Source organism: Arthrobacter sp. Y3224198 (genome assembly GCF_059090025.1).
The window spans coordinates 1-26776 of record NZ_JBNHFG010000035.1 but is presented as its reverse complement, the minus strand read 5'-3'; the positions used below and the strand labels follow the sequence as shown (position 1 = coordinate 26776).

The window sequence follows — 26776 nt, the reverse complement described above, 5'->3', positions numbered from 1 at the left end:
GCCCTGCCCGGAGATGCTCAGCCGCCAGCGCCCGTGCCCGAGCACCGAACCGCCGACGGCGACAGCCGGGCCGCCGTCGCCCAGTCCCCGGCCCTGTTCCACGTGCAGTTCCACAAAATCCCCGATCCGGGACAGTGCCTGTTCGTCCCGGCCAAGGCGGTCCGGGTCCAGGCCGTTGGCCCGGGCGGCGTCCGCAAACGTGGTGCCGTCGGCATCGCGCAGGTTGCGGGCCTTGTCCGCGTCGATGGTGCCGGTGAGCAGCCGGGAGCCGAGGCAGGCCACGCCGAAGCGGGAGCCTTCCTCTTCCGGAAACACTGCCAGGGCCAGGGACCGGCGCGGCTGGACGCCCCGTCCGCGCAGCACGTCCACCGCGGCGAGCGCCGAGGCCACACCCAGCGGGCCGTCGAAGGCTCCGCCGCCGGGAACGGAATCCAGGTGGCTGCCGGTGACCAGGGCGCCGTCCTGCGGCTGGCCCCACCAGGCCCACAGGATGCCGTTGCGGTCCGACTCCACGTCCAGTCCCCGCCGCTGCGCTTCGGCTTCGAACCATGCGCGCAGGTCCAGTTCGGCGGTGGAGTACACCGGGCGGGAGTATCCGCCGCGGCGGGCGTCACGGCCAACGTCTTCGATAGAGGCGAGCAGCGAGCCGACGCCGGGGGTGTTGCCGGGGAGGTGCATGGCCGGTCCTATTCGTTCATCGGGATCCGGATGCCGCGCTCGGCGGCGACCTCGCGGGCCCGCTCGTAGCCGGCGTCGGCGTGGCGCATCACCCCGGTGCCCGGATCATTGGTCAGCAGTGCCTGCAGTTTCCGGGCGGCCAGTTCGGTGCCGTCCGCTACGCCCACCTGCCCGGCGTGGATGGACCGGCCGATGCCGACGCCGCCGCCGTGGTGCAGTGACACCCAGGTGGCACCGGATGCTGTGTTCAGCAGGGCGTTGAGCAGGGGCCAGTCCGCAACGGCGTCCGAGCCGTCGGCCATGGCTTCGGTTTCGCGGTAGGGCGAGGCCACCGAACCGGAGTCCAGGTGGTCGCGGCCGATGACAATGGGGGCGCTGACCCGGCCCTCGGCCACCAACCGGTTGAACAGCAGGCCCGCCTTGGCCCGGTCACCGTAACCGAGCCAGCAGATCCGCGCCGGCAGTCCCTCGAACTCCACGTGTTCGGCGGCCGCGTCGATCCAGCGGTGCAGCCGGGCGTTGTCCGGGAACAGCTCCTTGATGGCGGCGTCGGTGACGGCGATGTCGGCCGGGTCGCCGGAGAGTGCCACCCAGCGGAACGGGCCCAGCCCCTCGCAGAACAGCGGGCGGATGTAGGCAGGGACAAAGCCGGGGAACTCGAAGGCCCGGGCGTACCCGCCCTGGCGTGCCTCGTCGCGGATGGAGTTGCCGTAGTCGAACACCTCGGCGCCGGCGTCCTGGAAGCCCACCATGGCCGCCACCTGGCGGGCCATGGATTCGCGGGCCTTTTTGGTGAAGCCGTCCGGGTCCGCGGCCGCTTCGGCAGCCCAGTCCCGGACCGCCATGCCGGCTGGCAGGTAGCTGAGCGGATCGTGCGCGGAGGTCTGGTCGGTGACGATGTCCACGGTGATGCTGCCCGCCTGATGCCGGCGCAGCAGTTCCTCGAACACCTCCGCGGCATTGCCCACCAGTCCCACGGACAGGGCGCGGCGTTCGGTCCGGGCGGCCATGACCTTGGCGACGGCGGTGTCCAGGTCCGTTTCCACCTCGTCCAGGTAGCGTTTCCCGGCGCGTCGGCGCAGCCTGCTTTCATCCACGTCCACGATCAGCACGGCGCCGCCGTTCAAGGTGACGGCCAGCGGCTGCGCTCCGCCCATGCCACCGCAGCCGCCGGTCAGGGTCAGGGTTCCGGCCAGGGTGGCGTCTGCGTCGGCAAAGAGCTTGCGGGCGACGGCGCCGAAGGTTTCGAAGGTTCCCTGCAGGATGCCCTGGGTGCCGATGTAGATCCAGGATCCGGCGGTCATCTGCCCGTACATCATCAGGCCTTCCGCTTCCAGCCGGCGGAACTCGGGCCAGGTGGCCCAGTCCCCCACCAGGTTGGAGTTGGCGATCAACACGCGCGGCGCCCATTCGTGCGTGCGGAACACACCAACGGGTTTGCCGGACTGCACCAGCAGCGTCTCGTCTTCGGCCAGCGTGGACAGGGTACGGACTATCGCGTCATACGCTTCCCAGCTCCGGGCGGCACGGCCGGTTCCGCCGTAGACCACCAGGTCGGCGGGCCGTTCCGCCACCTCCGGGTCCAGGTTGTTCATCAACATGCGCAGGGGCGCCTCGGTCTGCCAGCTCTTTGCGGTCAGCCCGGTTCCCCGGGGTGCCCGGATCCGCCGGTCCGGGTCGGATGTGGTTGCCATAGCCAGACCGTAGCCCACGGTTCCCGCAAGCTACGGCCCGCCGGCCACACCGTCTGGGATACCAGACAGGGCCGGTGGTCAGACGCTGCCGGTAAGTCGGACGCTGCCGTTAGTTAAACATTGCCGCCGAGCCGGCGGGAAATCTCCGCGGCGCACCGGAGCAGGCCCGGCAGGTGCCTCTCGGCGAGGGCAGCGATGCCGTCGGGGACCTCCGGGTTCGCTGCGGTGACCGTGACGCTGGCGACGGCGTGCCCCGAGCGGTCCAGCACCGGTACCGCGAGCGAGGAAAAGCCTTCGGTGACCTCGTTTTCCTCCCAGGCGTAGCCGCGCTCCCGCACCTCTGCCAACAGATCGGGCAGGGCAGGGCCGCCGGCCCGTGAGGACCGCACTGCGGCCGGCTCCGAATACAGCGCGCGCAGCTGGACCCCGGTCATCTGCCCGAGCAGGGCCCGTCCGCTCGCGGTGCGGTGGGCAGGCAGCCGGACACCGGCATCGGTCACCAGCGGCTGCTGCCGGGGGGCGCGTTCTTCGATCACGTAGATCACGTCGGTTCCCTGCAGCACGGCCAGGTGGGCGGTGGCTTTCCCCTGGGCAACCAGTTTCCGCAGCGGGTAGCGTCCGATGCGCTGCAGGGGTGCCTGCCGGGCATATCCGGTGCCCAGTTCGTGCGCGGTGGCACCGAGGGCATACTTGCGCTCCTCGGGCAGGTGCACGGCAAACCCGTCGGACACCAGGGCGGCAAGCAGGTGGTAGGTGGTGGAGCGCGGCAGGGCCAGGTCGCGGGCCACGACGGCGGCACTGACCGGTCCGGCCTGCGTCCCGAGGTAGCGCAGGATGGCGAGCACCTGCACGGCTGCCGGGACCTGGACGCGGGAATACGGGACGGACATGGGCCGAGTCTAGGACAGTGTCTGGGATCCCAGAAACGGAATGCGGCGGGATGGTAGGTGCGGACCGGCTGCGGTGCTTGGATGGGTACGGGGCCGCTGTCCTGCGGCACCAGGAGTTCGGAGAATTTTCTCCGCGAGGACGGAGAGACATGGACACCATTTCCCGGGCAGTAGTCGAACTGGGGACCGGCCCGCTGGCCGCCGAAGACATCCTCGCCGTGGCACGCTGCGGCTCGGCGGTGAAACTGGCTCCCGAGGCGCTGGCGGCCATGGCTGCCTCCCGCAGCGTCATCGACAGCCTCGCTGCGGACGAGAAACCGCACTACGGCGTCTCCACCGGCTTCGGTGCGTTGGCGGTCAAGCAGATCCCGGCCGAACAACGCACCCAGCTGCAGCGTTCGCTGATCCGCAGCCATGCGGCGTCGTCCGGGGCGGAGGTGGACCGCGAGGTCGTGCGCGCCCTGATGCTCAACCGGCTGTCCACGCTGGCCACCGGCCGCACCGGGGTCCGGCCGGATGTGGCACTGGCCTACGCCGGCCTCCTCAATGCCGGAATCACCCCGGTGATCGGCGAATACGGCTCCCTGGGGTGCTCCGGGGACCTGGCGCCCCTCTCGCACTGCGCCCTGGCCCTGATGGGTGAAGGTGAGGTCCGCACCCGCGACGGCCGGCTGCTTCCGGCGGCCGCTGCGCTGGAGGAAGCCGGCCTGCAGCCGGTCCAGCTCCAGGAGAAGGAAGGCCTGGCACTGATCAACGGCACCGACGGCATGCTGGGGATGCTGACCCTGGCGATCGCGGACCTGCACCGGCTGTTGGCCACTGCGGACCTGGCTGCCGCCATGAGCGTGGAAGGCCTGCTGGGCAGCGATGCCGTGTTTGCCGCGGACCTCCAGGCCTTGCGGCCGCAGGCCGGGCAGGGCGAGTCCGCCGCCAACATCCGGGCGGTGCTGTCCGGGTCCGCGCTGATCGAAGAACAGAAAACCGGCGGTTTCACGCGGGTGCAGGACGCCTACTCGCTGCGCTGCGCCCCACAGGTGCACGGCGCGGCCCGCTCCACCCTCAGCCATGCGGAGGCCGTTGCCGCTGCCGAGCGCGCCTCCGCCATCGACAACCCGGTGGTCACGCTGGACGGCCGGCTGGAGTCCAACGGCAATTTCCATGGCGCACCGGTGGCCTATGTGCTGGATTTCCTCGCCATCGCCGTCGCGGATGTCGCCTCCATGAGCGAGCGGCGGACCGACCGCTTCCTGGACCGGTCCCGCAGCCACGGACTCAACGCCTTCCTCGCCCACGATCCCGGAGTCGACTCCGGCCACATGATCGCCCAGTACACCCAGGCCGGCATTGTCTCCGAGCTCAAGCGGCTGGCGGTGCCGGCATCGGTCGATTCCATTCCGTCCTCGGCCATGCAGGAGGACCACGTCTCCATGGGGTGGGCGGCCGGGCTGAAGCTGCGGCGTTCCGTGGACGGGCTGACCCGGGTGCTGGCCATTGAGCTCCTCACCTCCGCCCGGGCCCTGGACATGCGCGACGGCGGCGTGGACACCTCCCGGAGCGCCCCGGCGTCGTCTGCCGTGCGTGCTGCCATCCGCACCGTTGTCCCGGGGCCCGGCCCGGACCGTTATCTGGCCCCCGAAATCGAAGCCGTCCGGGTCCTGGTGGAAGAGGGCACCCTGCTGGCCGCAGTGGAGGATCTTCTGGGTACCGCCCTGCGCTGACCGGCGGAAACGGGCCCCCGGCCCCGCCGCACCCGGTGCGCGCTACGGGACACTGACCTAGGCTGGGCGGATGAACCAGGAACAGGATGCCCGGCGGCTGACCGCCCGGGTTACCGGTGACGTACAGGGTGTGGGTTTCCGCTACCGGACCATGCAACAGGCGGTGCGGCTGGGCCTGACAGGTGTCGCCTCCAACCGGCGGGACGGGTCCGTGCTCGTCGTCGCCGAGGGCAGCGGGCCGGCACTGGACGGACTGCTGGAATTCCTGGAGGGTCCGACGGCGCCCGGCACCGTTGCAGCCGTGGACGCGCGCTTTTCGACGGCGACCGGGGAGTTTGACGGGTTCAGCGCCGAATAGCTTCGGGCCGTCGCATGTGCCTCACGGAAGGCACGGATCGACACGCGGCACGTCCCGGGTTAAAAGGGAAAACGCCGGCAGACCTGGGGTTGGTTGGGGGAAACAACCTTGGTCTGCCGGCGCCCGGACCGGTCACTACTCGGTCCATTCATCACTCGCACCCTTATGAGGTACTAACTACAGTAAGCGCCCCGTCTGGGTAGGTGCTGGGGACAACCTGACAACTACCTGAGTATTTGTGGCTACGCGGCGGACACGAGTTCGCGGCTGCTCTGACGCTGCGACGATGCGCCGCGTGCCGGAGCAGCGGACAGGCCGCAGGCGGGAGCATTGGCCAGGCGCGGCAGGATGTCCTGCTGCGCGGTCCGGATGCCGGGAACGCTCATCAGCGGGGCGCCGCCCTTTGCCGGTGCCGGTCCGCCGGCGGCCGGCGCCTTGGCGGAACCATCGGGACGGCCCGTCCCTTTGCCTGCCGAGCCGGATTTCTTTCCGGAAGTCTTCTTCGGTGCCGTCCCGGCGGTGTTACCCGCCCGCGAGCCGGTGCTGGTGGCCGGACGGGACTTGGCGGCCTGGGACTTCTTGGGCTGGGCGGACTGCTTCGGTCCGGACTTCTTTTTCTTGGCCGACTTGTTGACCGGGGACTTGGTCACGGTCTTGGCCGGAGCAACCATGGCGGCAGCCGCGGCAGCGGACTTTTCCGCGGCAGCTGCAGCCGTCAGGGCCGCGGTCCGGGCCGCTAGGGCCGCGGCAACATCCAGTGCATCAACATTCTGCGGCATCCGCACGGCGGGGCTGCCGGTGGCAGCGGCCGGGCGGAGTGCGGCCATGATTTCCTCCGTGGCGGACCGGGCGGTATCAACGAAGACTGCGGCGGCGCTGTCCTCGGGCACGGTCTCCACCCGCTGGCGGGCGGCCCGGGTGAGGAACCGGTACACAGCCGAGATGACAACCAGCAGGGCCGCGCCCGTCGTGTACAGAAGAATCAGGGAAAAGGCCAGTGAGGTGGTGCCGCCGGAAAAGAACCCGACTCCGATAATGGCGAAAATCAGCCACAGCGTACTAAGAATCGTGAGGATGGTACGAACCCGGATGTAGAGCGGACGCTGCTGCACGCCAATAACTTTTGGCGGCAAGAATTCTGGCACTGAGACTGACCTTTCGGGCACTGATTTTGGAGATGTTTGGGGTTTTTGCCGGAGCGGCTTGGTACTACAACTCTAGGCATCCATTGGCGGCCTAACGACCATACGCGCCCCCCTTGGCTGATTCGTTACGTGCCAAGCGGTGAGAGATTGGTCACAGTGCGCTCCGGGCAGGGCTGAGCACCTCCTCCGCGGTGTTTTTCCGCCCGTTTGTGCCCCTGTCCTCCCCGGTTGTCCCGAGGATTATCCGCGCCGCGAGTTCGGCAATTCCGGAGGAGGTCTGGAACCCGTAGCCGCCCTGCCCGGCGAGCCAGAACAACCCCGGAACCACCGGATCCCACCCCACTACGGGCACTCCGTCATGTGCTTCCGTGCGCAGGCCGGTCCAGGCCCGGGAGACGCCGGTGATACCCATGGTGGTGACCTCGTTGACCAGTTCGATAAGCGCCTGCACATCACCCTCCCGCGGCCGGGCATCCTCAGCGGCGCTGGGTTCGCTTTCCGAGGGAGAGATCAGCACCTGGCTGCCCTCGGGGCGGTAGTAGAAGCGGTCCTGCGCGTCAGCGACCATGGGGGCACCGGCAGCCAGCGGGTGTTCGACGTCAACGACGGCGGCGGTGCGCCGGTACGGGGTCAGGCCCAGCGGGCGGGCACCGAACATACCGGCAACCCCGTCGGCCCACGCTCCGGCAGCATTGACCACTACCGGGGCGGTGAATACGGACTCCTGCGCGGAGACGGCCCACTGCCCTGTACCCGTGTCCGCCGCCGCGGCGCCGGACGACACGCGCCGTGCCGCATCGATCCTGCGGCCGGTGGCGATCCGTCCGCCTGCGGCCGTGAGACGGGCGCGGTGGTACTCGAGCAGGGCATCGGTATTGCAGGCCACCGAGGTGGTGTCCAGAGCGGCGGCACGGAAGGACCCGGGCCGCAGCTCCGGGGCAAGCCCGAGCGCTTCCGCGGGCATCACCGGGTGCATATGGGAACTGGCCCGGTCCCGCACGGCTTCTTCATCACCTATCAGCAGGAAGCTCCGGGGCGTGAGGATCGGTTCGGGTAATCCTGCCTCCGCTGCCCGGATCAGGGCCAGCGTCCGCAGGGTCAGGTCCTGCACCACGGGCGGCCCGTAGCTGGGGATCAGCTGGCGTGCCGAACGGGAGGACGTGTGGTAGCCCAGCGTCGGTTCCGCCTCCACCAGCACAACGTCCGCGCCGTGCCCGGCCGCGAGCTCGGAAGCCAGCGACAAACCGGCAATCCCGCCGCCGATAACCAGGATTTCGCATGACCCGTCCTGGTCCGCCGATTCTGCCGATGTGGTCATGTAAACGTCCTTTCCGGGTACTGGCCGACAGGCTCTGTCAGGGTTCTTCCGCGCCGCGCCCCATGTTCTCCAGCGTCATCAGGGTCGCGTCGTCGGCGCTTTCACCGATTTCCGCCTGCCGGATGCGCAGCGCCAGCAGCATCTCCTGGGCGGTGACGGGCAGGCTGGCTGCCTGCAGGAACGCTTCGGGATCCGGCACCAGGCCCAGCTCCACTGCCCGCCACGCGCCGTCGGAGGCCAGGACCACCCGCCTCGGCTGTCCCAGCCGGACGCCGCGCGCCTGGTAGGCAGCTTCCGACTCCCGGCGTGCCACCCACAGCCGGCCCGGCGTGTTGCGCAGTTCGCGGTCCTGGATCCGCAGTGCGCGCTCCTGCTCGGGATCGTCCGCATGCATCAGGCGGATGTCCGCGGGTTCGTGGGTCACATGGACCACGGAGCCGTCCATCAGTTCCACCACGGCATGGCAGTCGGCCAATGCCAGGAGCTCCACGCCGTTGTTATGCAGGTGTGCCAGACAGAGCGCCGCGGAGGGGAACCGGGTGCGCTCCTCCCCCACCAGGTTTCGGGCCAGGGTGTCCATCCGGGAAAGGGCGTTGGCCAGCACCTGCCGGGCGGGCGCACTGCCGGAGCCTGCAGCTTCGGTCAGCAGCAGGTCCAGCTGCCGGGCATACCAGGCAGGGTCCGAGGGGCCGGGCAGGCCAAGCTGGGCAAGCAGGGAACTGGCACCGTCGATCACCCAGGCCGTAGCCCCCGCATAGCCGCAGGTATCCTCCTGCACGTGCCCGTCACCCTCAACGGAGATCCGCACCGAGTGCTTCCAGCGGCCCACCTAGCGCAGCCCGTCCGCGTCGCCGGTGAGGATTTCCATCAGGGTTTCCGATCCCACCAGGTTCAATCCCGGGGCGTCGTCGGAATTGGCCAGCAGGATGGTGGCGATGCAGAGGGCCCAGCCCCGGGCGCGGTCCCAGATGTAAGGATCTCCTGCGTACTGCGGGCCCAGGGCGTTGCGGAACGCGGACCGGCCATCGGCGTCGAACACCAGCCAGGCGGTGGCCAGGTCGGTGGCCGGGTCCCCGGCGGTCATGTCCCCGAAATCGATGACCGCCTGCAGCGCCTCGTTTTTGGAAACGAGGTTCGCGGCATGCAGGTCACCGTGCAGCCACAGCGGCGGGCCCGGCCACGCCGGGATCTGCTGTGCCTCGTCCCACAGCTCCCGGACCCGGGCCGCGTGCGGGACCATGCCGGAGTCCAGCCGCTGCAGCACCGACTCATACCGGCTGGAAAGCGGGCCGCCGCGGTACGGATTGCGGGGGTAGTCCGCCGGCGCCGGCCGGTGGAAGGCGTTGAGGAAGCCTGCCAGCCCGGGCGCCAGGCCCAGGTTGCGGTCCCGCGGCTGCTGGGAGACGTCCTGTCCGTCGAACCAGCGGGTGATGCTCCACGGCCACGGGTACAGCTCGCACGCCGTGCCGCAGAAGACCGGGGCCGACGTGGGCACCGGGACGTCCGCGGTCAGTTCAGGCAGCCAGCGCTGTTCGTTGGCGGTCAGTCCGGCTGCGGAGCGGCGCCGCGGCAGCCGGATGGCGTAGTCACTGCCGAGCCGGTAGATGTGGTTGTCCCAGCCGCTGCCCGCTGCCCACAGGTCCAGGCCGGCCAGGTCCGGGCGCTGTTCCTCGACCAACTGCCGCACCAGCGCCGGGTCTGCGGCAATCTCGACTGCTGGAAGGTTGGCCATTCCGAAAGCCTACCCGGCGACTGTGGTGCCGGTCACCTCGGTCAAGCGCCTGCTTAAGCCGCCGGACCCCGGCAGGCGGGATGCCTGCCGGGGTCCGGAACGGACGGATACCGGGTGTTAGCCCTGTACCCCCAGGCGTTCCAGGATCAGTTCGCGCACGCGGCCGGCGTCGGCCTGTCCGCGGGTGGCCTTCATCACGCCGCCCACAATCGCGCCTACGGCCTGGACCTTGCCGCCGCGGATCTTGTCCGCCACTGCGGGCTGGGCCGCCAGGGCGGCGTCGATGGCTTCGAGCAGGGGACCGTCGTCGGAGACCACGGCGAGGCCGCGCTTCTCGATGACTTCCTCCGGGCTGCCTTCGCCGGCGAGGACGCCGTCGAGCACCTGCCGGGCCAGCTTGTCGTTGATCTTTCCGGCCTGGACCAAGCGGTCCAGTTCCACGATCAGTTCCGGCGTGACGCCAACGTCCACCGGATCGACTTCGGCTTCCTTGGCGCGGCGGGCCACTTCACCCATCCACCACTTGCGGGCGACCTGGGCGGAGGCGCCTGCGGCGACGGTCTCCTCGATGGCTTCCATCACTCCGGCGTTGACCACGTCGCGGAACTCGGCGTCCGAGTAGCCCCAGTCCTCCTTCAGCCGCTTGCGGCGCTCGGCCGGCGGCTCGGGCAGGCGGGAGCGCAGCTCCTCGATCCACTCTTCAGTGGTGACCACGGGAACCAGGTCCGGTTCCGGGAAGTACCGGTAGTCATCGGCGTCGGACTTCGGCCGTCCCGAGGTGGTGGAACGGGTGTCCTCATGCCAGTGCCGGGTTTCCTGCACAATCGTGTTGCCGGATTCCAGCACGGCAGCGTGGCGCTGGATCTCGAAGCGGACGGCGCGTTCGACGGCGCGCAGCGAGTTCACGTTCTTCGTCTCCGAGCGCGTGCCGAACTTTTCCTGGCCGTAGGGGCGCAGCGAAACGTTGGCGTCGCAGCGCACGTTGCCGCGTTCCATCTTGGCGTCGGAGACTCCCAGGTTCTTCACGATTTCCCGGATGGCGGCCACGTAGGCCTTTGCCAGCTCGGGGGCCCGTGCACCGGCGCCTTCGATCGGCTTGGTGACAATTTCCACCAGCGGCACGCCGGCGCGGTTGTAGTCCACCAGCGAGAAGTCGGCGCCCTGGATGCGCCCGGCGGCACCGCCCATGTGGGTGAGCTTTCCGGCGTCCTCTTCCATGTGGGCACGCTCGATCTCGACCCGGAAGACGGTGCCGTCCTCCAGCTCGATGTCCAGGTAGCCGTCGTACGCAATCGGATCTTCGTACTGGGAGGTCTGGAAGTTCTTGGGCGTGTCCGGGTAGAAGTACTGCTTCCGGGCGAAGGTGCAGGATTCGGCGATCTTGCAGTTCAGGGCCAGGCCGATGAGGATCGAGTACTCCACGGCCGTCTTGTTCACGACCGGCAGGACGCCGGGCATGCCCAGGTCCACCGGGGTGACGGCGGTGTTCGGCTCGTCGCCGAAGATGTTCGGTGCGTCGGAGAACATCTTGGTCTTGGTGTTCAGCTCAACGTGGACCTCGAAGCCCAGTACCGGGTCGTACTTCTCAATGGCCTCGTCGAAGGACAGGGTTTCATCCTGGATGTGGACGGACATTTACTTCACTCCTCCGAGTACGGGTGCCTGGGCGAGCAGCGGGCCGCCCCACTTCTGCTCCAGCATGCCTTCAAGGGCGGCACCGGCGCGGTACAGGCGGATGTCTTCGCGGGCGGGGGCCAGGAACTGGATGCCAACGGGCAGTCCGTCGGACAGGCCGCCGGGGATCGAGATGCCCGGGACGCCGGCCATGTTGGCCGGGATGGTGGCCACGTCGTTCAGGTACATGGCCAGCGGGTCGTCCAGCTTTTCCCCGAGCTTGAACGCCGTGTTGGGCGAGGTGGGGGAAATCAGCACGTCGGCCTGCGCGAACGCGGCGTCGAAGTCGCGCTGGATCAGGGTGCGCACCTTCTGGGCCGAGCCGTAGTAGGCGTCGTAGTAGCCGGCGGACAGGGCGTAGGTGCCCAGGATGATGCGGCGCTTGACCTCGTCGCCGAAGCCGGCGGCGCGGGTGGCGCCCATCACGCGTTCAATGGTCAGCGGCGGTTCAGCGGGCAGCTCGCGCATGCCGTACCGGACGCCGTCGTACTTGGCCAGGTTGGAGGAGGCCTCGGACGGCATGATCAGGTAGTAGGCGCCGAGGGCGTACTTGAAGTTGGGGCAGGACACCTCAACAATTTCGGCACCTGCGTCCCGCAGCATGTCCAGGGACTCGTTGAAGCGGGCCTGGATGCCGGCCTCGTAGCCTTCGCCCTGCAGTTCCTTGATAACGCCGATGCGCATGCCGGCAACGTTGCCGTTGCGGGCGGCGTCGGCCAAGGAACCCACCGGGTCCGTCAGGGAGGTGGAGTCACGCGGATCGTGGCCGCCGATGACTTCCTGCAGCAGCGCGGCGTCGAGCACGGTGCGCGATACCGGGCCGATCTGGTCCAGCGAGGAGGCCATGGCGATGGCGCCGTAGCGGGAGACGCCGCCGTAGGTGGGCTTGACGCCCACGGAACCGGTGACGGCAGCCGGCTGGCGGATCGATCCGCCGGTGTCGGTGCCCAGGGCCAGCGGTGCCTCGAACGCGGCGACGGCAGCTGCGGACCCGCCGCCGGAGCCGCCGGGAATGCGGTCCAGGTCCCACGGGTTGCGGGTGGGGCCATAGGCGGAGTGCTCCGTGGAGGAGCCCATGGCGAACTCGTCCAGGTTGGTCTTGCCGAGCATCGGCATCCGTGCGGCACGGATCTTGGAGATGACCGTGGCGTCGTACGGGCTCATCCAGCCCTCGAGCATCTTGGAACCGGCCGTGGTGGGCTGGCCCTTGGTGACAATCAGGTCCTTGATGGCAATGGGTACGCCGGCCAGTTCGTGCAGCTGCTCGCCTGCCGCCCGGGCCTTGTCGACGTCGGCGGCAACGGCCAGCGCTTCGTCGGTGTTCACGTGCAGGAAGGCGTTGACGGCGCCGTCCACCTCGCTGATGCGGTCCAGGTGCGCCTGGGTGACCTCGACGGCGGTGACCTCGCGGGCGGCCAGCTTGGCGGCCAGCTGCGCGGCGCTTGATGTAATCAGTTCACTCATGGAAGCTTTTACTCCTCATCCAGGATGGCAGGGACCTTGAAGCGGCCGGCGGCATTGTCGGGAGCACCGGACAGGGCTTCTTCATTGGTCAGCGTCTGCCCCACAACGTCCTCGCGGAAAACGTTGGTCAGCGGGATGGGGTGGGAGGTGGCCGGGATGTCCTCGCCGGCAACTTCGCTTACGGATTTGATCGAATCCACGATGACATCGAGTTCGCCGGCCATCTTGTCCAGCTCGTCGTTGGTCATCTCAATGTGGGCCAGCCGCGCCAGGTGCGCCACAGCCTCACGATTGATCTCAGACATGAGTCTCCCATGCGTCTTATATAGGAACATTCGGTATTTAACCGGTATCCGTTCCAGTCTACGGCGTTCGGGGACAGCGCATGCAGGCCGCGACACACGCTCCCGGCATGCGAAAGCCGTCCCGCCGCCGTCGGGCGCCGGGACGGCTTGGGCGTCGCGGGCGAAAAACCGCCGGTTTGGGAAAAACCCTGCGGTTTGGGAAATCACTGCCACTGCGCGGCGCAGGGATTTCCCAAACCGGCAGCAAATCCCAAACCGCAGGGGAACCTACAGGCCGCGTCTTGCGAAGGAGCGTTAGACGGCCTTGCGGAAGACCCAGAGAATGTAGTCTTCGCCGGGGACGGTCCAGTCCCGTTCCGGCACCCGGACAAAGCCCAGGGACAGGTAGAGGGCGTGGGCGTTCAGCATGGTGGTCATGCTGGTGAGGCTGACCGCCTCGATGCCGTCCTTGTTCCGGGCGTACTCGATGATGGCGTTCACCAGGGCGCGGCCCACTCCCCCGCGCTGCACGGCCGGGTCCACGGCCAGCATCCGGAATTCGAGCTCGCCTTCAATGGCAATGTCCGTGTAGGGCTGGCCGGCGTAGGTGATGGCTGCCGACGCTGCGACCTTGCCGTCGAGTTCGGCTACCCACAGTTCGGTGTGCTTGGCGCGGTCCTCGACGTTTTCGAGTTCCTTGATGTAGGGATTGTCGGCCTCGATGTGCTGGCCGTGCAGGTAAGCCTCACGGGTAATCCGGCGAATATCGTCAAAATCAGCCTCGGTGGCAAGCCGGATGGTGATGCTCATGCGTGTTACGAATCCTTACGGTCTTGGTTGAAGTGCACGTAGATTCTATCCCCGTCCCGGTGTCGGCAAGGACCGGGGTGAGGGCGGGCACATCAACCGGGCACGCTGCGGGTTCACCGCCGCCGGGCTGCAGCGCAGGTCACGCAGAAACGGGTCTCGGGCCGGATCTCCAACCGGGCCGCCGGGATGGGGTTGCCGCAGCGTTCACAGATGCCGTAGGTATTGGCGTCCAGGCGGCGGCGTGCCTCCTGCAGTTCCACCAGGGAGGTATCCGCAGCTGCGAGCAGAGCCACTTCGTTGGCGCGCTCCACCGAAACGGTGGTGCCTTCCGGGTCATGCTCATCATCGGCCGGGATGTCCTTGGCCGCCAAGGTGACTTCCCGGATGACGGCGGTCAGGGTGTCGATCTGCTCGCGGGTCCGGTCAATGCGTTCGTTGATCAGCGTCGCGAAAAAGGCGGTGTCCAGCTCCGCCGGGGTCTGTACCGGGGGCCGGGCGGGAGCGAGGTCGGGCGCCGTCCGTGCGGCCTTCCGCGGGGCAGCGGTTGCTTTGCGAGGCAAGGGGTTCCTCCTGTGAGTCGATGCTGCACGGGGATTAGTCGCATAAATTATCCGCTGTCCGGCACGGAAACCCGGCACGGCAAAGGGCGTCTTTCCTCAGGGCTTAATCCCGGTAGGCTTCGGGGCATTACCAGGCGATACAAGGGGAACCATGGTTGACGCGCACTACACCGAACCGCGCTTGGTGGCCCTCTATGACGAGGACAACGCCGACCGGTGGGACACCGACTTCTATGCCGGTCTGCTCGACCGCCGGGAACGCGGGCGGATAGCGGACGTGGGCTGCGGGACCGGGAGTTTTGCCGTGCGCCTGGCGCAGGCCGGCCATGCCGTGACCGGCGTCGATCCTGCGGCCGGCATGCTGGAGGTTGCCCGGTCCCGGCCGGGCGGGGACCTGGTGACGTGGCTGGAGGGAACCGCGGAAGACCTGCCGGCCGGCCCGTTTGATGCCGCCGTCATGACGGGCCACGCGTTCCAGTGCCTGCTGACGGAGGCCAAGATGCTGGCAGCCCTGGTTGCGGTCCGCTCCCGCCTGGCGCCCGGCGGCACCTTTTATTTTGAGACCCGGAACCCGGTGGCCAAGGCGTGGGCGGAATGGGACAGCGGCCGCACCGGGCCGGAGATCCGGGAATCCTCAGCGGGGACACTGGAAGTGGAGTGGGAACTGCTGGCGGTAGTGGACCGGCCTGAGGGCGTGCTGGTCACTTTTGAGGACCGGACCCGGTTCCTTTCCGACGGCGAACTGTTTGCCAGCCGGAGCATACTCAACTTTCCGTCGGCCCCGTTGCTGGAACGGCTGCTCGCCGAGGCCGGCTTCAGCTCGGTGGATTGGTACGGGGACTGGGAGGGCGGACCCTTCGTGGAAACGTCCAGCCGGGAAATCATCGTCGCTGCGCGGCGGTAGGAAAGCAGGCAGCCGCCCGGCGGAGCCAGCAGGACACCTAGCCCGGCAGCACGGCCCCGGCGGTGGTCACGCCAGCCTCGCGCTCGGCGTCGTTGGCGGGCCGCAGCGGGCGCTGAACCGGCACTCCCGCCTCCTCCGCGATCAGTGCCCCGGCGGCATAGTCGTATTCGTTCAGGCCGCGCTCGGTAAAGGCGTCGAGTGTCCCGTCGGCCACCATGCACAGGTCCAGCGCGGCCGAACCGATCCGGCGCACGTCGGCAAACTGTCCGGCCAGGGCCGGCAGCGCCGCGTACTGCTCGTCCCGTACATCGGCGTTGTACGAGAACCCGGTGCCCAGCAGCTTTCCGACCCGCTGCGGGTCGGGTCCGGTGAGCTGGCGGACGGTGCCGTGCTCGGCGAGCCAGGCCCCGTGGCCGCGGGCCGCCGAGTACACCCGTACCAGTGCCGGAGCGTGGACGACGCCGGCCAGCCACTCGCCGTCGTCGTTCACCGCTGCCACGGACGTTGCGTAGTAGACGATGTCGCGGATGAAGTTGGTGGTGCCGTCCAGCGGATCGATGGACCAGCGGATGCCGGACGGGTGGGGCGGGACTACGGGGTCCAGCTCCTCCCCCGTGACCACGTCATTCGGGCGCAACCGCGCGAGCACCTCGCGGACCGCCACCTCCGCCGCGGTGTCGAAGTCAGTGACCCAATCGCCGTCGGCACTCTTGTTCACCGCGTTCAGGCCGCCGGCGGAGCGCCGCGCCAGCACTGCAGCTCCAGCTGCAGCGGCCTGGCGGGCCACCTCGAGCAGTTCCAGCGGGTCGGCCGCGTCCGGCAGCGGGCTCATGCGGTACCTTCCTCTGCTGCTTCCCCTCCGGGTTCTGCTCCATCCGGCACGGACCCTTCGGCCAGCAGCGTCCGGAACCCGTCTTCGTCGATGACCCGGACACCCAGCTGCTCGGCCTTGTCCAGCTTGGTGCCGGCGTTTTCCCCGGCCACCACGTAGTCGGTCTTCTTGGAGACCGAGCCGGAGGCCTTGCCGCCGCGGGACAGGATGGCTTCCTTGGCCTCGTCGCGGCTGAAGTTCGGCAGGGTCCCGGTGACGACGACGGTCAGTCCCTCCAGCGTCCGCGGCATGGATTCGTCACGCTCATCAGCCATCCGCACACCCGCGGCAGCCCATGCGTCCACGATCTCGCGGTGCCAGTCCTCCGCGAACCATTCCTTCAGCGCCGCGGCGATGGTGGGGCCGACGCCGTCCACGTGCGCCAGCTGCTCTTCGGTCGCGGCCCGGATGGCCTCCATGGAGCCGAACGCACCGGCCAGGGCGCGTGCCGCCGTCGGGCCTACGTGCCGGATGGACAAAGCCACCAGCACCCGCCACAGCGGCTGGGTCTTGGCCTTCTCCAGTTCGTCAAAGAGCTTTCGGGTAGTGGCCGAGGGAACGGACGGCTTTTTGGCGGTTCCCTTGGTGTAGAAGTACGGCACGAGTTCGGTGCCGTCCACCACACCCTTGACGCGCTTTGGCCGTTCGATCCGCACGTCCGCCAGGTCCTCGACTTTCAAGTCGAACAAACCCGCTTCGCTGGTGAGTGGCGGGTTTTCCGGCTCGGCGGGTGAGGTGAGCGCAATGGCCGCCTCCCAACCGAGCGCCTCAATGTCGAAGGCGCCGCGGCCGGCCAGGTGGAACACCCGTTCGCGCAGCTGCGAGGGGCAGGACTTTGCGTTGGGGCAGCGGATGTCCACGTCCCCTTCCTTGGCCGGCTTCAGCTCGGTGCCGCAGGAGGGGCAGTGCGTGGGCATCACGAAGTCACGTTCACTGCCGTCACGGAGTGCGACGACGGGGCCCACGATTTCAGGGATCACGTCGCCGGCCTTGCGCAGCACCACGGTGTCGCCGATCTTCACGCCCTTGGCCTTAACCACGTCCTGGTTGTGCAGGGTGGCCATTTCCACGGTGGACCCGGAGACCAGCACCGGAGTCATGATCCCGTACGGCGTGACCCGGCCGGTGCGGCCCACGTTGACGCGGATGTCCAGCAGCTTGGTGTTCACTTCCTCCGGCGGGTACTTGTAGGCCACGGACCAGCGGGGCACCCGGGACGTGTTGCCCAGCGCGCGCTGCAGGCCGAAGTCATCGACCTTGACCACAATGCCGTCAATTTCGTGCGAGAGATCGTGCCGGTGCTCGCCGTTGTCGGCAATGTACTTCAGCACTTCTTCGTAGGTGTCCAGCACCTTGTAATAGGGCGACGTCGGCAGTCCCCACTGCTTCAGCAGTTCGTAGGTCTCGGACTGGCTCGCCACGTTGAGTCCTTCGCGGGCCCCGATGCCGTGCACGTACATGCTCAGCGGGCGGCGGGCGGTGACTTCGGGGTCCTTCTGCCGCAGGGAACCGGCAGCGGCATTGCGCGGATTGGCGAACGGGGCCTTGCCCGCTTCCACCATGGTTTCGTTCAGGTGCGCGAATTCTTTGGAGGGGATAAAGACCTCGCCGCGGATTTCCATTTCCGCCGGGAGGTTTTCACCCTTGAGGGTGCGCGGGATGGAGGCGATGGTGAGCACGTTGTGGGTGATGTCCTCACCCGTGGTCCCGTCGCCGCGGGTGGCGGCCCGAACCAGTTCGCCGTTGCGGTAGAGCAGGTTCACCGCCAGTCCGTCGATCTTCAGTTCGGTGAGCCACTTGATCTTCGCGCCGGGGGCAATGTTGGCCACGGAGGACTCCGTTTTGCGGACCCAGGCGTCCAGTTCGTCCAGGGAGAAGACATCCTCGAGGCTGTACATCCGCTGCAGGTGTTCCACCGGGGCGAAGGCCGCCGAGACTTCGCCGCCGACTTCCTGGGTGGGTGAGTCGTTGGTGACCAGCTCGGGGTGCAGCGCCTCGATTTCCTCCAGGCGGCGGTAGAGCGTGTCGAACTCAGCGTCTGAAACCAGGGGCGCGTCTTCGTTGTAATACGCGAACCGGTAGCGGCGCACCTGTTCGGCGAGCGCCTGGTATTCCTCGCGCAGGTCCCCGGCGGGCGGGGTATCGGTGCTGACCGAGTCGACGGCGGCTTCGGTGTCCGTGGTTTCCGGGGATGTCTTGGCTGTGCTCACCTAACCAATCTTGCCGTATACCGTCCGGTTGCGGGAGTTGCGCTGCACGCCGTCGTTGGCTGGCGACGTCTGTGTCGCCGCGCGTCCGGGCTTGCCAACTACGGGACATTCTCAGGTTGGAGGGTTCTTCCGCCACGAGACGTTGGAATTGCCCTAGCGCGCCGCCGGCTTGAGCCGGTTCTGGAACATCTCCACGTCCGTCACCGCAGACTCCGACTGGACGGTCCAGTACACGCCGGCGTCGGCCTTGTTCAGGCCCAGCGACTCCGCAACATCGGCGTTGTGTCCGGTGTAGAAGAGACGGAAAACCCGGCCCCCGCCGTCGTGCGCCACATCCGTGATCCGGAACGGTTGCCCCTGCCACCGGCACACAGCATTGACCTCGAACAAGTCATTCAGTTCCGAGAGCGGCACCTCGCGGCTCCAGCACCCGCGCATCGTCCGGCGGAATCCGGTGATCTCGGCCGGCGGTTCCGACGAGCGGTTTCTGAAAAATCAAAGTCTCCTGCTTTCCGCAGCCCTCGGGCAGCGATAAGTGCTGACGCTTCCTACTTCTTCAAGTCCTTCTCAACCATCTGGATGTCTTCCAGATCCTCCCAGGGGAAAGTCCCGACATACTCCCCCCGACCGACCATGACAATCTCAGGGATTTCCCCTCTCCCGGCCTTCGCCTCTTGGTCCGGATCACCGCCCACGCGAGCCTCCACCAGGCCGTTGTGATATCTACCCAGGCTGACGACCAATCCCCGCCACTTTGCAGTGACTATAACCTTGATCAACCGGTCAAGCGCCTCTTCAGGAACTTCTAACCGCCAATCTTGGGGACGGCCGGATTCATCCGTTCGGGAAGGAGACCATTCCGGACCCGGGGTCTCAGAGTCGTATGCATAGAGCATAAAGGTCCGACGCCTTTCTTTTGCGACGTACCACTGGCCATGCCAGACCCCATAGTATTGGGGCACTAACATCCCATTCGGTAAAGTCTCCACGGAATGATGCGCTTCCATTCTTCGCCCTTCCCCCCTCGTTTCCTTAGCACGCGGAAGTCGTGTGCAACTCAGCCCCCGGAACCGGTGACGCTCCTCCACATTCCAGTTCCTCCATCGGGCCGTTTCATATCCTGATCGGAAATAGCAGCCAGAACCCGCTCGCCACCGGCCCCCCTCATCATCGAAGGGTTACAGCTACTACAGGGGTGGGAGTCGAAGCTCCCACCCGGTGGAATTAGTTGGAAGTGCCGCCAAGCCCAAGCTTCGGAGCCAACCACCCGGGAATGTGCTCCGGATTCCGCGGGAACCACTGCTGGTCCTCTACGTAGGACTCGTCGTCCAGCGGGAAACTCCAGTCTGCTTCCTCGTCGTAGTTGTAGTGCCTTTCCACATGCCCCTGATTATCAATGTGCATCTCCATCGAGAACCAGGTGCCGGACCCCGGCCGATACATCAGTTTCCGCAATTCCAAGAGCAGGTCAAAGGAATCATCCGATGCGTTTCCGTGCTCCTCGCTGCTGTCCACGTCACGGGCCAACGCGGTCTCCAACACAGTCCGCCGCAAAACCAGATCCGGACCCGCCAACTGTTCAGACACCCGCCACCCCCTCATCATCGGATGATTGCAGCTACTGCACGTGCGGGAACCGAAGCTCCCAACCGGTGGAACTAGTTGGAAGCGCCGCGATGGTGTCGCGGTTGCCCTCCACCATCATGGCGATATGCGCCGGGCTGAGCGGTTTCAGAAAAATTACGAGACTCTGCTTCCTGCTGCCCTCGGGCAGCGATAAGTGCCGACCAGCCCTACTTCTTCAAGTCCTTCTCAACCATCTGGACGTCTTCCAGATCCTCCCAGCGAAAGGTCCCCACATACTCTCCGAAGCCGTGCATAACTATTTCGGGGATCTCTCCGCGGCTGACCTTGTCCTTCTGGCCCTGGTTTACACTCACCCGAGCATGGACCAGACCGTTGTCGTATTGCACAAGACCGAGATCAAACCCCTTCCACGTGGCTGACACCGCTACCTTGACCAAGCGGTCGAGGTCTTGTTTGGACACTTTCAACATCCAGCTCTCCGGACGACCGAATCCGTCCGTATCCGGGGAGGCATACCACTCCGGATCCGGAGGGTTGGTCTCGTTCGACGAGAGCAAATAGACGCCGCCCCTGAACGGGTCCGCCGAAAACCACAGGCCTCTCCAAAGCCCATAGCAGTGCGGGATCGGCATCCCATTCGGGAGTCTCTCCACAGAATGATGTGCTGCCATTCGTCGCCCTGTCATCGTGTCCTGTCCCCGTGCCCGAGGTGCCCGGGAGCCTCGCTTAGTCCACCCGCCGGAGCCAGGGACGCACCTCCACGTTCCGGTTTCCCCACCCGGCCGTTCCGTATCCTGAACGAAAACAGCAGCCAGAACCCGCTCGACACCGACCCCCTCATCATCGGTGATTAACGAGCCAAGTCCCGTTCCGACGCCAAGCGCTGCAAAACGACGTCCATCACGCCACCATTTTCAGCCACCTGCCTACCCCCTAATATCCGGTGCCCTAGCCCGCCGCCGGCTTGAGCCGGTTCTGGAACATCTCCACGTCCGTCACCGCAGACTCCGACTGGACGGTCCAGTACACGCCGGCGTCGGCCTTGTTCAGTCCCAGCGACTCCGCAACATCGGCGTTGTGCCCGGTGTAGAAGAGACGGAAAACCCGGCCCCCGCCGTCGTGCGCCACATCCGTGATCCGGAACGGCTGGCCCTGCCACCGGCACACCGCATTGACCTCGAACAAGTCATTCAAATCCGAGAGCGGCACCTCGCGGCTCCAGCACCCGCGCATCGTCCGGCGGAATCCGGTGATCTCGGCCGGCGGTTCCGACGCCGCAGCCAGCACCGCCTTGTCACCCACCACATCGGCCGGGAACTGGAAACCGTCCCAGACGGCCACCCAGCCGATCACGGTCTGCGGAGAGATGTGCCGGGGCGTAGGGATGTCCGAGCCCTCCAAGACGCCCCACCCCGAAGCGACATCTATATACATGGCCAGCAACTGTTCCTGCTGCCCCTCCCGGATCCGCCACAACTGCGCCCGCGGAGGAATCCGGCACTCGTCCAGGAACCACACCGGTGCCACTCCCCCGCCCCAGCGGGCAAACCCGGTACCGGTGAACGGCGGCCGGTCCACGAACTCCGGCGCCGTCGCCGAATGCACATAGACCGACGGCGGCGCCTCGAAGCGCAGCACGTCCAGGTGGTCCGCCGCCGGGTCCCAGGGAGACCCGGGGAAACCCAGCCCGTGCGCCTCATACAGTTCCCGGGGCGACTTCACCTGCGCGACGTCGGCGGCGTTGAGGACGAAACCTGTGATGGTGTCGCGGTTGCCCTCCACCATCATGGCGATATGCGCCGGGCTGAGCGGTTTCTGAAAAATCAAGATTCCCTGCTTTCCACTGCACGTCGAGGCAGCTATAAGTGCCGACGAATCCTACTTCTTCAAGTCCTTTTCGACCATATTCATCCGCCTGCCGCGAGGGGGACCAATCGCAGACGGACTTTCCGGCCCATCGTGCCGTCCCCCGAAAACTAAATACCGAAAAGATTACTCGGCATGTGGTTTTCCACCACTCGGTTATCCGAGGTTTCCTCTCCCGGAACGACGGCCCAGTAAACACCGGCGTCGGCCTTATTCAGTCCCAGTGCCTCTGCACGGTCAGCGTTGTGTCCGGTGTAAAAGACCCGGAAGACCCGTCCGTCCTGACCTTGGGCGACATCGGTTATCCGGAACGGTTCGCCCCGCCAAGTGCAGGTAGCCAGCAACTCGAAGGAGTCCTCCACCTCCGCCGCCGGCACCTCCAACGACCAGCAGCCCCGCGGCATTTCGCGGAACGGACCAAACTCCGCCGGCGGCTGCGTCGGGGCCGCCAGCACCGCCTTCTCACCCACCAGATCGGCACGGAACCGGTGCCCGCGCCACACAGCGTTCCACCCCATGATGTGCGAGGGAATGCTCCTGCCCGGCTGCGGTGTTCCTGTGGGAGGAGTCTGCACCAGTGCCCACCCGTAAGCGGCATGCATATACACCGCCACCAGGTCCTCACGGCCGCCTGCTGTCACCCGCCACAGCTCAGCCCCGGCTGGGATCGCGGATTCGTCCAGAAAATACAGGGGCACGACGCCGCCGGACCAGGTCGCGAACCCGGTCCCCGTGAACGGGTGCCGGTCCACAAACTCCGGGGCCATCGCCTTATGCACATATAGGGGCAGCGGATCATGGAAGCGCAGCACATGCACAAACCCCGCCGCCGGATCCCACGGCGAGCCCGGGAACCCCAGTCCATGGACCGCGAAAAGATCCTCCGGGGTACGCGCTGCCGCGGCATCCGCCGCGTTGACGATGAAACCGGAAATCGTGTCCCGGTTCCCGCCAACCAGGAACTGGACCTGCTCAGGACTCAGTGCCTTCTGAAAAATCGTCATGCCAATGCTCCCCCTATAGACGCAGATTCCTCATGAATCATCGTCTTTTCGCCATGAGACTTCGGACTTGATATTGCCAACCATGGCAGCCGGGAGCCAACCGAAAACCGCCGACCGGGTGACCGGCTCATCATTAAACGTATGGAACCCGTGATCCTTCAGCAACCGCTCCTTCAGTTCAAGGTTGGTGGTGAATTTGGTAATAATGGCAAAGTTGCCGCCCTGATCCTCACCAAGGATCGTCACGACGCCGTTGGGACTCAACTCTCCTGTGGCCCGCACGGCGTGAACATTAGAAACCTCATCCTCTGGAACCTCCAGAGAATGCCTGACGCCTGGCGTGGGGAACTGGTCCCCGTGGTCAATCGTCATCCAATCCGGTCCAGGCGCGCGTCCCCCGTGTTTAATGAGCAGGAGCTCCCCGTCCTCAGGAGTTGTCGAGTGTAATTCGACTTCCTGCCCCCTCCACGTGCCATAATCACCGGTCAACTTCATCCCGCTGGAACTCCACATAGTCAGACGTTAATCCATCTCATCAGTTTCCTATTGTAAATCCCGACCAAGACTTCGTTGCCGTTGCGGTCGATGCGCCACATCTCCTCACCGCCCTTCATTTTTACGCCGCCTTCTATTACTAGCTCGGGCACTATGGGAGCGTGTTCTACTCGGCTGCTGGTTAGGCCATCCCCCTTATTCGGCCACATAGCGGAATCGCCGGGTATGGGTTTCCTTCCTTTGGAACCATCGGTCTTCAAGTCGCTGTCGAACTGCTCCCCGTCCTTCTTCCGCAGTTCGATGTCCCGCTGCGTTTGATTGCCGGCGGCCCACCGGTCGGCCTCGGCTGTACGATCACGGCGAAGCTCTTCCACCCGTGCACGGTTGGGCGCATCAGGGATCTCTATCAGCTCCGCTGCTTCCTTAGCATCCGCGTGGAACCGCACGGCATAGATTTCATCCACCTCACCAACCCTGAACGCGATGTCGCCTTCAGCAGTGCTGTAATCGAGGCGAAGGCCGAGGATGATCTCGTCCACGGTTCGGAGTTTTGCCGTATCAGCGGCCTGGGAAATGAAACCACCCGCACTGTCCTTATACGGATGTGTCCCGTCCAGCATGCTGGCTCCTTGGTCAGCGTTGTAGATCTTCTGGAAGGGCTGGGTATGGTCGCCTGTGCCTAGCATGTGCCGGATGTCGTACACCAGTTCAGCCTGGGCATCGGTCAGGTCGTAGTAGTACCGGTTTTGGACACCGCGCAGGGCACTTTCCAATGGGCTGAGCCCGTCCGGAGCATCTGCGCGTCCCTGGGTGCCGAAGACCTTCTCCACCAGCTCTGCAATCTGGGCTTCCGCGACCTTGGGTGGCAACGTGCCGTCCGGGTTCCGCAGGTCATCAAGGCGCCGGTATTCCTCCGGTGACAGATGTGCCCGCAGCAATCCATCCACATCTTTCCAGTTCTCCGGATCCAGGGAACGGCGAAGCTGGGCAATCTGGTCGTTGCGGGTGGAGACCGTATGGGTCACCCGCTGGTCTCCCACGGTGTACTCGACCGTCTCCGGGCGACCCTGGCCATCATGCGTCACCACCGGACTCGCCGGATCGTCGCTGGAAGGACCGCTGTCGCGTACCCCGGCGTCGTCGGTACCGCTCCCGGACCCGTCATTGGCAGGCGCATCGGTGTCGCCTGTGTGTGTGGCGCCTGAACGCACGTCGTCTGGGTGGCCGCTGGTGGGTGCAGGCGAATCGTTGGCATCCGGGTGACCTGTGGGTGCAGTCCTCTCGGCCGGAACATCGGCCGGGGCAGGATTGGTCCGGGTGCTCTCCGGAACGTGACCGTCGGTCCCAGCACGGGTGGCCGAATCCTCTCCATCCTTCCGCCCGGCATGGCTCTCAGGGACTGGGTTACCCTCTGCATCCGGCCTACGAGGCACATCCGTATCGACATTCCCGACACCCGTGCCCGGGCCGGGCTTACCATCCGCATTGGGAATCAATGCTGGAGCTGTACCCTTACCGGCGGGTGCCTCCGGGGCGGGGTGCCGCGGCGGGATGTCGGGGTCGGCTTTCGGAGGAACGGTTCCCTCTGGCACATGCGGACCGCGGTCAGGCCCGCCCGGAGTGTCCACGCCGGGGGCTTTTGGTTGCGTTTCCGGTGCCCTTGTCGCCGTATCCGGGGCGCCCGCCCGGCTGTCCGGCGCATCTTGCTTTAAGTCGTGACCGGACCCCAACCGGCCGAGATCGGTTTTCGGGGATCCCGTCACGGTGTGAACAGTGGTGCTCTTGATGTCATCGATACGGACGGTGATATCTTCAGGTGCCCGAGCACCCGCAGTACCGGTTGCCTCCGCGGCGCGGGCTACGCGCCCCCCTGCGGCCGCGTCTCCCGCTTTGCCCAGCTTTCCCGCATCGCCTGCCAGGTCCCCTGCCTTGCCGGCCACCGAGGCTCCCTTGACGCCTGCGCCTGCGCCCGCCGTGAGGAGTATGCCGGCGAGGTCGAAGGCAGAGGCACCTGCCGCATAAGCAGGATCAGTCTTCCAGTCGTCCCAGTGAATGGTTTCCTTGCCGATAGCCAGCAGATTGTTGCCGGCGTCCGCCACTCTCTGTGCACGTCCCGTGGCAATGAGGTTCCACTGCATCACCGGGCTGGTCGCGATGCTCAGGTCGAGTACAAGGGTGCCCAGGCCTTTCCAGCTTTGGACAAATACGTCTTTGCCCCCGAACCCGATGAGATTCGTTATGCCGGTAACCGCCCCGACACCGCTGTCCCATACCCCCTTGCCAAAGGACCAGACGGCATCGCCCGTGTCCCGGTACCAGGGCTGGTCATATTCCACCGGGTGCGCCCACGGGACATCGCCCGCGGCTGCGCCCGCATTCAGTGCGTCCTTGGGGATGCCGTGTTCAAACTGCCCGTCACCGGGCCCGTTCTCCGAATACTCCACGTACTCGTTGCCGCCGTACAGGTCGCTGATCGCCTGCGCGAAGGTCCGCTCGTGCCCGCTCAGCTCGGAGCGGATGGTGTTGAGTTCGTTGGTAATGCCGTCCTGCTCGGCAATAAGGTCCTGGTCCTTATTCCACTCGTCATCACCGGCGATTTTCTGGTTGAAGGCAGCTGCCCGGCTCCTGAGCCCGGCGAGGCGGGTTCTGAGGTCCGCCACCGCGTCAGCGAAAACGTTCGCTGCAGCGTCCACCGTCCCGAAATCGTCGGCAAATCCCTGGGAAGCGCGTTGGATTGGCTGGTAGGCGGAGAACACCACCTCCGCACCGTCGATCACATACACCCCCTGGGCTTGGAGTTTGCCCCAGGACTGGGCTGCAGTCTCAGTGATGGTATGGATGGCGGTAGCGCTGTCGAGCAGCGACTTTGCAGCGGTCCGGAGCTCTTCCGGTTCAGGCATAACCGCCTCAAGCGCAGAGACGTCAAACACTGGCATGGTGTTCGCTTTCAATCGATGCAACGGTCAACCGTTGACTCAGCGGATGGCGGCGGCAAAGCAGAGGGCGGCAGAACCGGGCGGTTATTCCACGGCGAGAGAGGCACCCCGGGTTGGCCTGTGCAGGGGTACGGGGGCATAAGCACCACCCGAGGTGCTTTGCGCAAGCTGGACCGCCGCGGTTTGAGCGTCGGTGGCCATCTGGCCGTCGGCGGCGCTCACAATCTTCAGGACGTTGTTGACAGCCTCCACGGCCGCATTGGTCCGTCCGATGATGGTGTTCATACCCGGTGTAATGACGCGTTCACTGAAACCCACCAAGGCGTCGGCCACGGCAGCACTGTTCTTGGCAGCGGTCAGAAGGGCATTGAGGCTGCCCTCGAAGGAGGCTGCGTGCCCTTCGTACTGGCCTGCGTAGTTCACCACTTCCTGCAGTGTGGTGCTCACTTCCATGGGTTGGATGGAGTACGTCACAGCGGGTCCTAGCCGATGTTGGCGACGGCGGACTTCGCCCGCGCACCCGCACCCGCAGCCGTCTCGTCATTCTGCGACAACGTCTGCTTCACCAGCGCAATAAT

At 66.3% G+C, this 26776-nt stretch carries 27 protein-coding genes; 3 read left to right on the top strand and 24 right to left on the bottom strand.

Annotated elements, in window-relative coordinates; translation table 11 throughout:
- The 3 genes from AC5RUF_RS14305 to AC5RUF_RS14295 form a co-directional block, all read right to left on the bottom strand.
- Window positions 1-678, bottom strand: a 678-nt coding sequence (locus AC5RUF_RS14305) for a M20/M25/M40 family metallo-hydrolase (RefSeq protein WP_494131027.1), incomplete at its 3' end; no start/stop codon positions are given.
- A gap of 8 nt (window positions 679-686) precedes the next feature.
- Window positions 687-2372: a urocanate hydratase gene (gene hutU, locus AC5RUF_RS14300; protein WP_494131026.1), complete on the bottom strand. Its 1686-nt coding sequence runs from the start codon at window positions 2370-2372 to the stop codon at window positions 687-689.
- 113 nt (window positions 2373-2485) lie between these two features.
- Window positions 2486-3262, bottom strand: a complete 777-nt coding sequence (locus tag AC5RUF_RS14295) for an IclR family transcriptional regulator (protein ID WP_494131025.1) — start codon at window positions 3260-3262, stop codon at window positions 2486-2488.
- A 149-nt stretch (window positions 3263-3411) separates the two neighbouring features.
- On the opposite strand from AC5RUF_RS14295, the gene hutH reads away from it, so the two are divergent.
- Together hutH and AC5RUF_RS14285 are read left to right on the top strand one after the other, a co-directional pair.
- Window positions 3412-4980, top strand: a complete 1569-nt coding sequence (gene hutH, locus AC5RUF_RS14290) for a histidine ammonia-lyase (RefSeq protein WP_494131024.1) — start codon at window positions 3412-3414, stop codon at window positions 4978-4980.
- A gap of 70 nt (window positions 4981-5050) precedes the next feature.
- On the top strand, window positions 5051-5338 hold the full coding sequence (locus AC5RUF_RS14285) for an acylphosphatase (RefSeq protein WP_493999070.1): 288 nt from the start codon (window positions 5051-5053) through the stop codon (window positions 5336-5338).
- A gap of 242 nt (window positions 5339-5580) precedes the next feature.
- On the opposite strand, the gene AC5RUF_RS14280 is transcribed toward AC5RUF_RS14285, so the two are convergent.
- The 9 genes from AC5RUF_RS14280 to AC5RUF_RS14240 all read right to left on the bottom strand — a co-directional run bounded on the left by AC5RUF_RS14280 (window position 5581) and on the right by AC5RUF_RS14240 (window position 14325).
- Window positions 5581-6450, bottom strand: coding sequence for a hypothetical protein (locus AC5RUF_RS14280; RefSeq protein WP_494131023.1), 870 nt, complete (start codon window positions 6448-6450; stop codon window positions 5581-5583).
- Between the two features lie 184 nt (window positions 6451-6634).
- Window positions 6635-7801, bottom strand: a complete 1167-nt coding sequence (locus AC5RUF_RS14275; RefSeq protein WP_494131022.1) for an NAD(P)/FAD-dependent oxidoreductase — start codon at window positions 7799-7801, stop codon at window positions 6635-6637.
- A 37-nt stretch (window positions 7802-7838) separates the two neighbouring features.
- Window positions 7839-8609: a hypothetical protein gene (locus AC5RUF_RS14270; RefSeq protein WP_494131021.1), complete on the bottom strand. Its 771-nt coding sequence runs from the start codon at window positions 8607-8609 to the stop codon at window positions 7839-7841.
- Window positions 8610-8630: 21 nt separating this feature from the next.
- Complete coding sequence (locus tag AC5RUF_RS14265) at window positions 8631-9533, bottom strand: aminoglycoside phosphotransferase family protein (protein ID WP_494131020.1); 903 nt, start codon at window positions 9531-9533, stop codon at window positions 8631-8633.
- Between the two features lie 117 nt (window positions 9534-9650).
- Window positions 9651-11168, bottom strand: coding sequence for an Asp-tRNA(Asn)/Glu-tRNA(Gln) amidotransferase subunit GatB (gene gatB, locus AC5RUF_RS14260; protein ID WP_494131019.1), 1518 nt, complete (start codon window positions 11166-11168; stop codon window positions 9651-9653).
- Complete coding sequence (gene gatA, locus AC5RUF_RS14255) at window positions 11169-12671, bottom strand: Asp-tRNA(Asn)/Glu-tRNA(Gln) amidotransferase subunit GatA (RefSeq protein ID WP_494131018.1); 1503 nt, start codon at window positions 12669-12671, stop codon at window positions 11169-11171.
- Window positions 12672-12679: 8 nt separating this feature from the next.
- Complete coding sequence (gatC, locus tag AC5RUF_RS14250) at window positions 12680-12976, bottom strand: Asp-tRNA(Asn)/Glu-tRNA(Gln) amidotransferase subunit GatC (protein ID WP_146363477.1); 297 nt, start codon at window positions 12974-12976, stop codon at window positions 12680-12682.
- 294 nt (window positions 12977-13270) lie between these two features.
- On the bottom strand, window positions 13271-13765 hold the full coding sequence (locus tag AC5RUF_RS14245; protein WP_493998404.1) for a GNAT family N-acetyltransferase: 495 nt from the start codon (window positions 13763-13765) through the stop codon (window positions 13271-13273).
- 113 nt (window positions 13766-13878) lie between these two features.
- A complete protein-coding gene (locus AC5RUF_RS14240; protein WP_493998405.1) occupies window positions 13879-14325 on the bottom strand; it encodes a TraR/DksA family transcriptional regulator in 447 nt (148 codons plus the stop codon).
- 151 nt (window positions 14326-14476) lie between these two features.
- Here AC5RUF_RS14240 and AC5RUF_RS14235 point away from each other — a divergent pair, with 151 nt between their 5' ends.
- Window positions 14477-15229, top strand: a complete 753-nt coding sequence (locus AC5RUF_RS14235) for a methyltransferase domain-containing protein (RefSeq protein ID WP_494131017.1) — start codon at window positions 14477-14479, stop codon at window positions 15227-15229.
- Between the two features lie 37 nt (window positions 15230-15266).
- On the opposite strand, the gene AC5RUF_RS14230 is transcribed toward AC5RUF_RS14235, so the two are convergent.
- The 12 genes from AC5RUF_RS14230 to AC5RUF_RS14175 form a co-directional block, all read right to left on the bottom strand.
- Entirely contained in the window at window positions 15267-16061 is a 795-nt protein-coding gene (locus AC5RUF_RS14230; RefSeq protein WP_494131016.1) for an inositol monophosphatase family protein, read from the bottom strand.
- Window positions 16058-18223: an NAD-dependent DNA ligase LigA gene (ligA, locus tag AC5RUF_RS14225; RefSeq protein ID WP_494131029.1), complete on the bottom strand. Its 2166-nt coding sequence runs from the start codon at window positions 18221-18223 to the stop codon at window positions 16058-16060. The genes AC5RUF_RS14230 and ligA overlap by 4 nt, the downstream gene beginning before the upstream one ends.
- Window positions 18224-18463: 240 nt before the next feature.
- Window positions 18464-18724: a hypothetical protein gene (locus AC5RUF_RS14220; RefSeq protein ID WP_494131015.1), complete on the bottom strand. Its 261-nt coding sequence runs from the start codon at window positions 18722-18724 to the stop codon at window positions 18464-18466.
- A gap of 134 nt (window positions 18725-18858) precedes the next feature.
- Window positions 18859-19206, bottom strand: a complete 348-nt coding sequence (locus AC5RUF_RS14215; RefSeq protein ID WP_494131014.1) for a hypothetical protein — start codon at window positions 19204-19206, stop codon at window positions 18859-18861.
- 328 nt (window positions 19207-19534) lie between these two features.
- A complete protein-coding gene (locus AC5RUF_RS14210) occupies window positions 19535-19837 on the bottom strand; it encodes a hypothetical protein (RefSeq protein ID WP_494131013.1) in 303 nt (100 codons plus the stop codon).
- Window positions 19838-20103: 266 nt separating this feature from the next.
- On the bottom strand, window positions 20104-20568 hold the full coding sequence (locus tag AC5RUF_RS14205) for a hypothetical protein (RefSeq protein WP_494131012.1): 465 nt from the start codon (window positions 20566-20568) through the stop codon (window positions 20104-20106).
- A 277-nt stretch (window positions 20569-20845) separates the two neighbouring features.
- Window positions 20846-21724: a hypothetical protein gene (locus AC5RUF_RS14200; protein ID WP_494131011.1), complete on the bottom strand. Its 879-nt coding sequence runs from the start codon at window positions 21722-21724 to the stop codon at window positions 20846-20848.
- Between the two features lie 149 nt (window positions 21725-21873).
- Window positions 21874-22767: a hypothetical protein gene (locus AC5RUF_RS14195; protein WP_493996190.1), complete on the bottom strand. Its 894-nt coding sequence runs from the start codon at window positions 22765-22767 to the stop codon at window positions 21874-21876.
- 30 nt (window positions 22768-22797) lie between these two features.
- Window positions 22798-23139 carry a hypothetical protein gene (locus AC5RUF_RS14190; protein WP_493996191.1) on the bottom strand — a complete coding sequence of 114 codons (342 nt, stop codon included), beginning with the start codon at window positions 23137-23139 and terminating at the stop codon, window positions 22798-22800.
- A 143-nt stretch (window positions 23140-23282) separates the two neighbouring features.
- Entirely contained in the window at window positions 23283-26162 is a 2880-nt protein-coding gene (locus AC5RUF_RS14185) for a hypothetical protein (RefSeq protein ID WP_494131010.1), read from the bottom strand.
- 120 nt (window positions 26163-26282) lie between these two features.
- On the bottom strand, window positions 26283-26672 hold the full coding sequence (locus tag AC5RUF_RS14180) for a DUF6507 family protein (RefSeq protein WP_494131009.1): 390 nt from the start codon (window positions 26670-26672) through the stop codon (window positions 26283-26285).
- Window positions 26673-26680: 8 nt separating this feature from the next.
- Window positions 26681-26764 carry a hypothetical protein gene (locus AC5RUF_RS14175; protein WP_494131028.1) on the bottom strand — a complete coding sequence of 28 codons (84 nt, stop codon included), beginning with the start codon at window positions 26762-26764 and terminating at the stop codon, window positions 26681-26683.
- Between the last annotated feature and the right edge of the window lie 12 nt (window positions 26765-26776).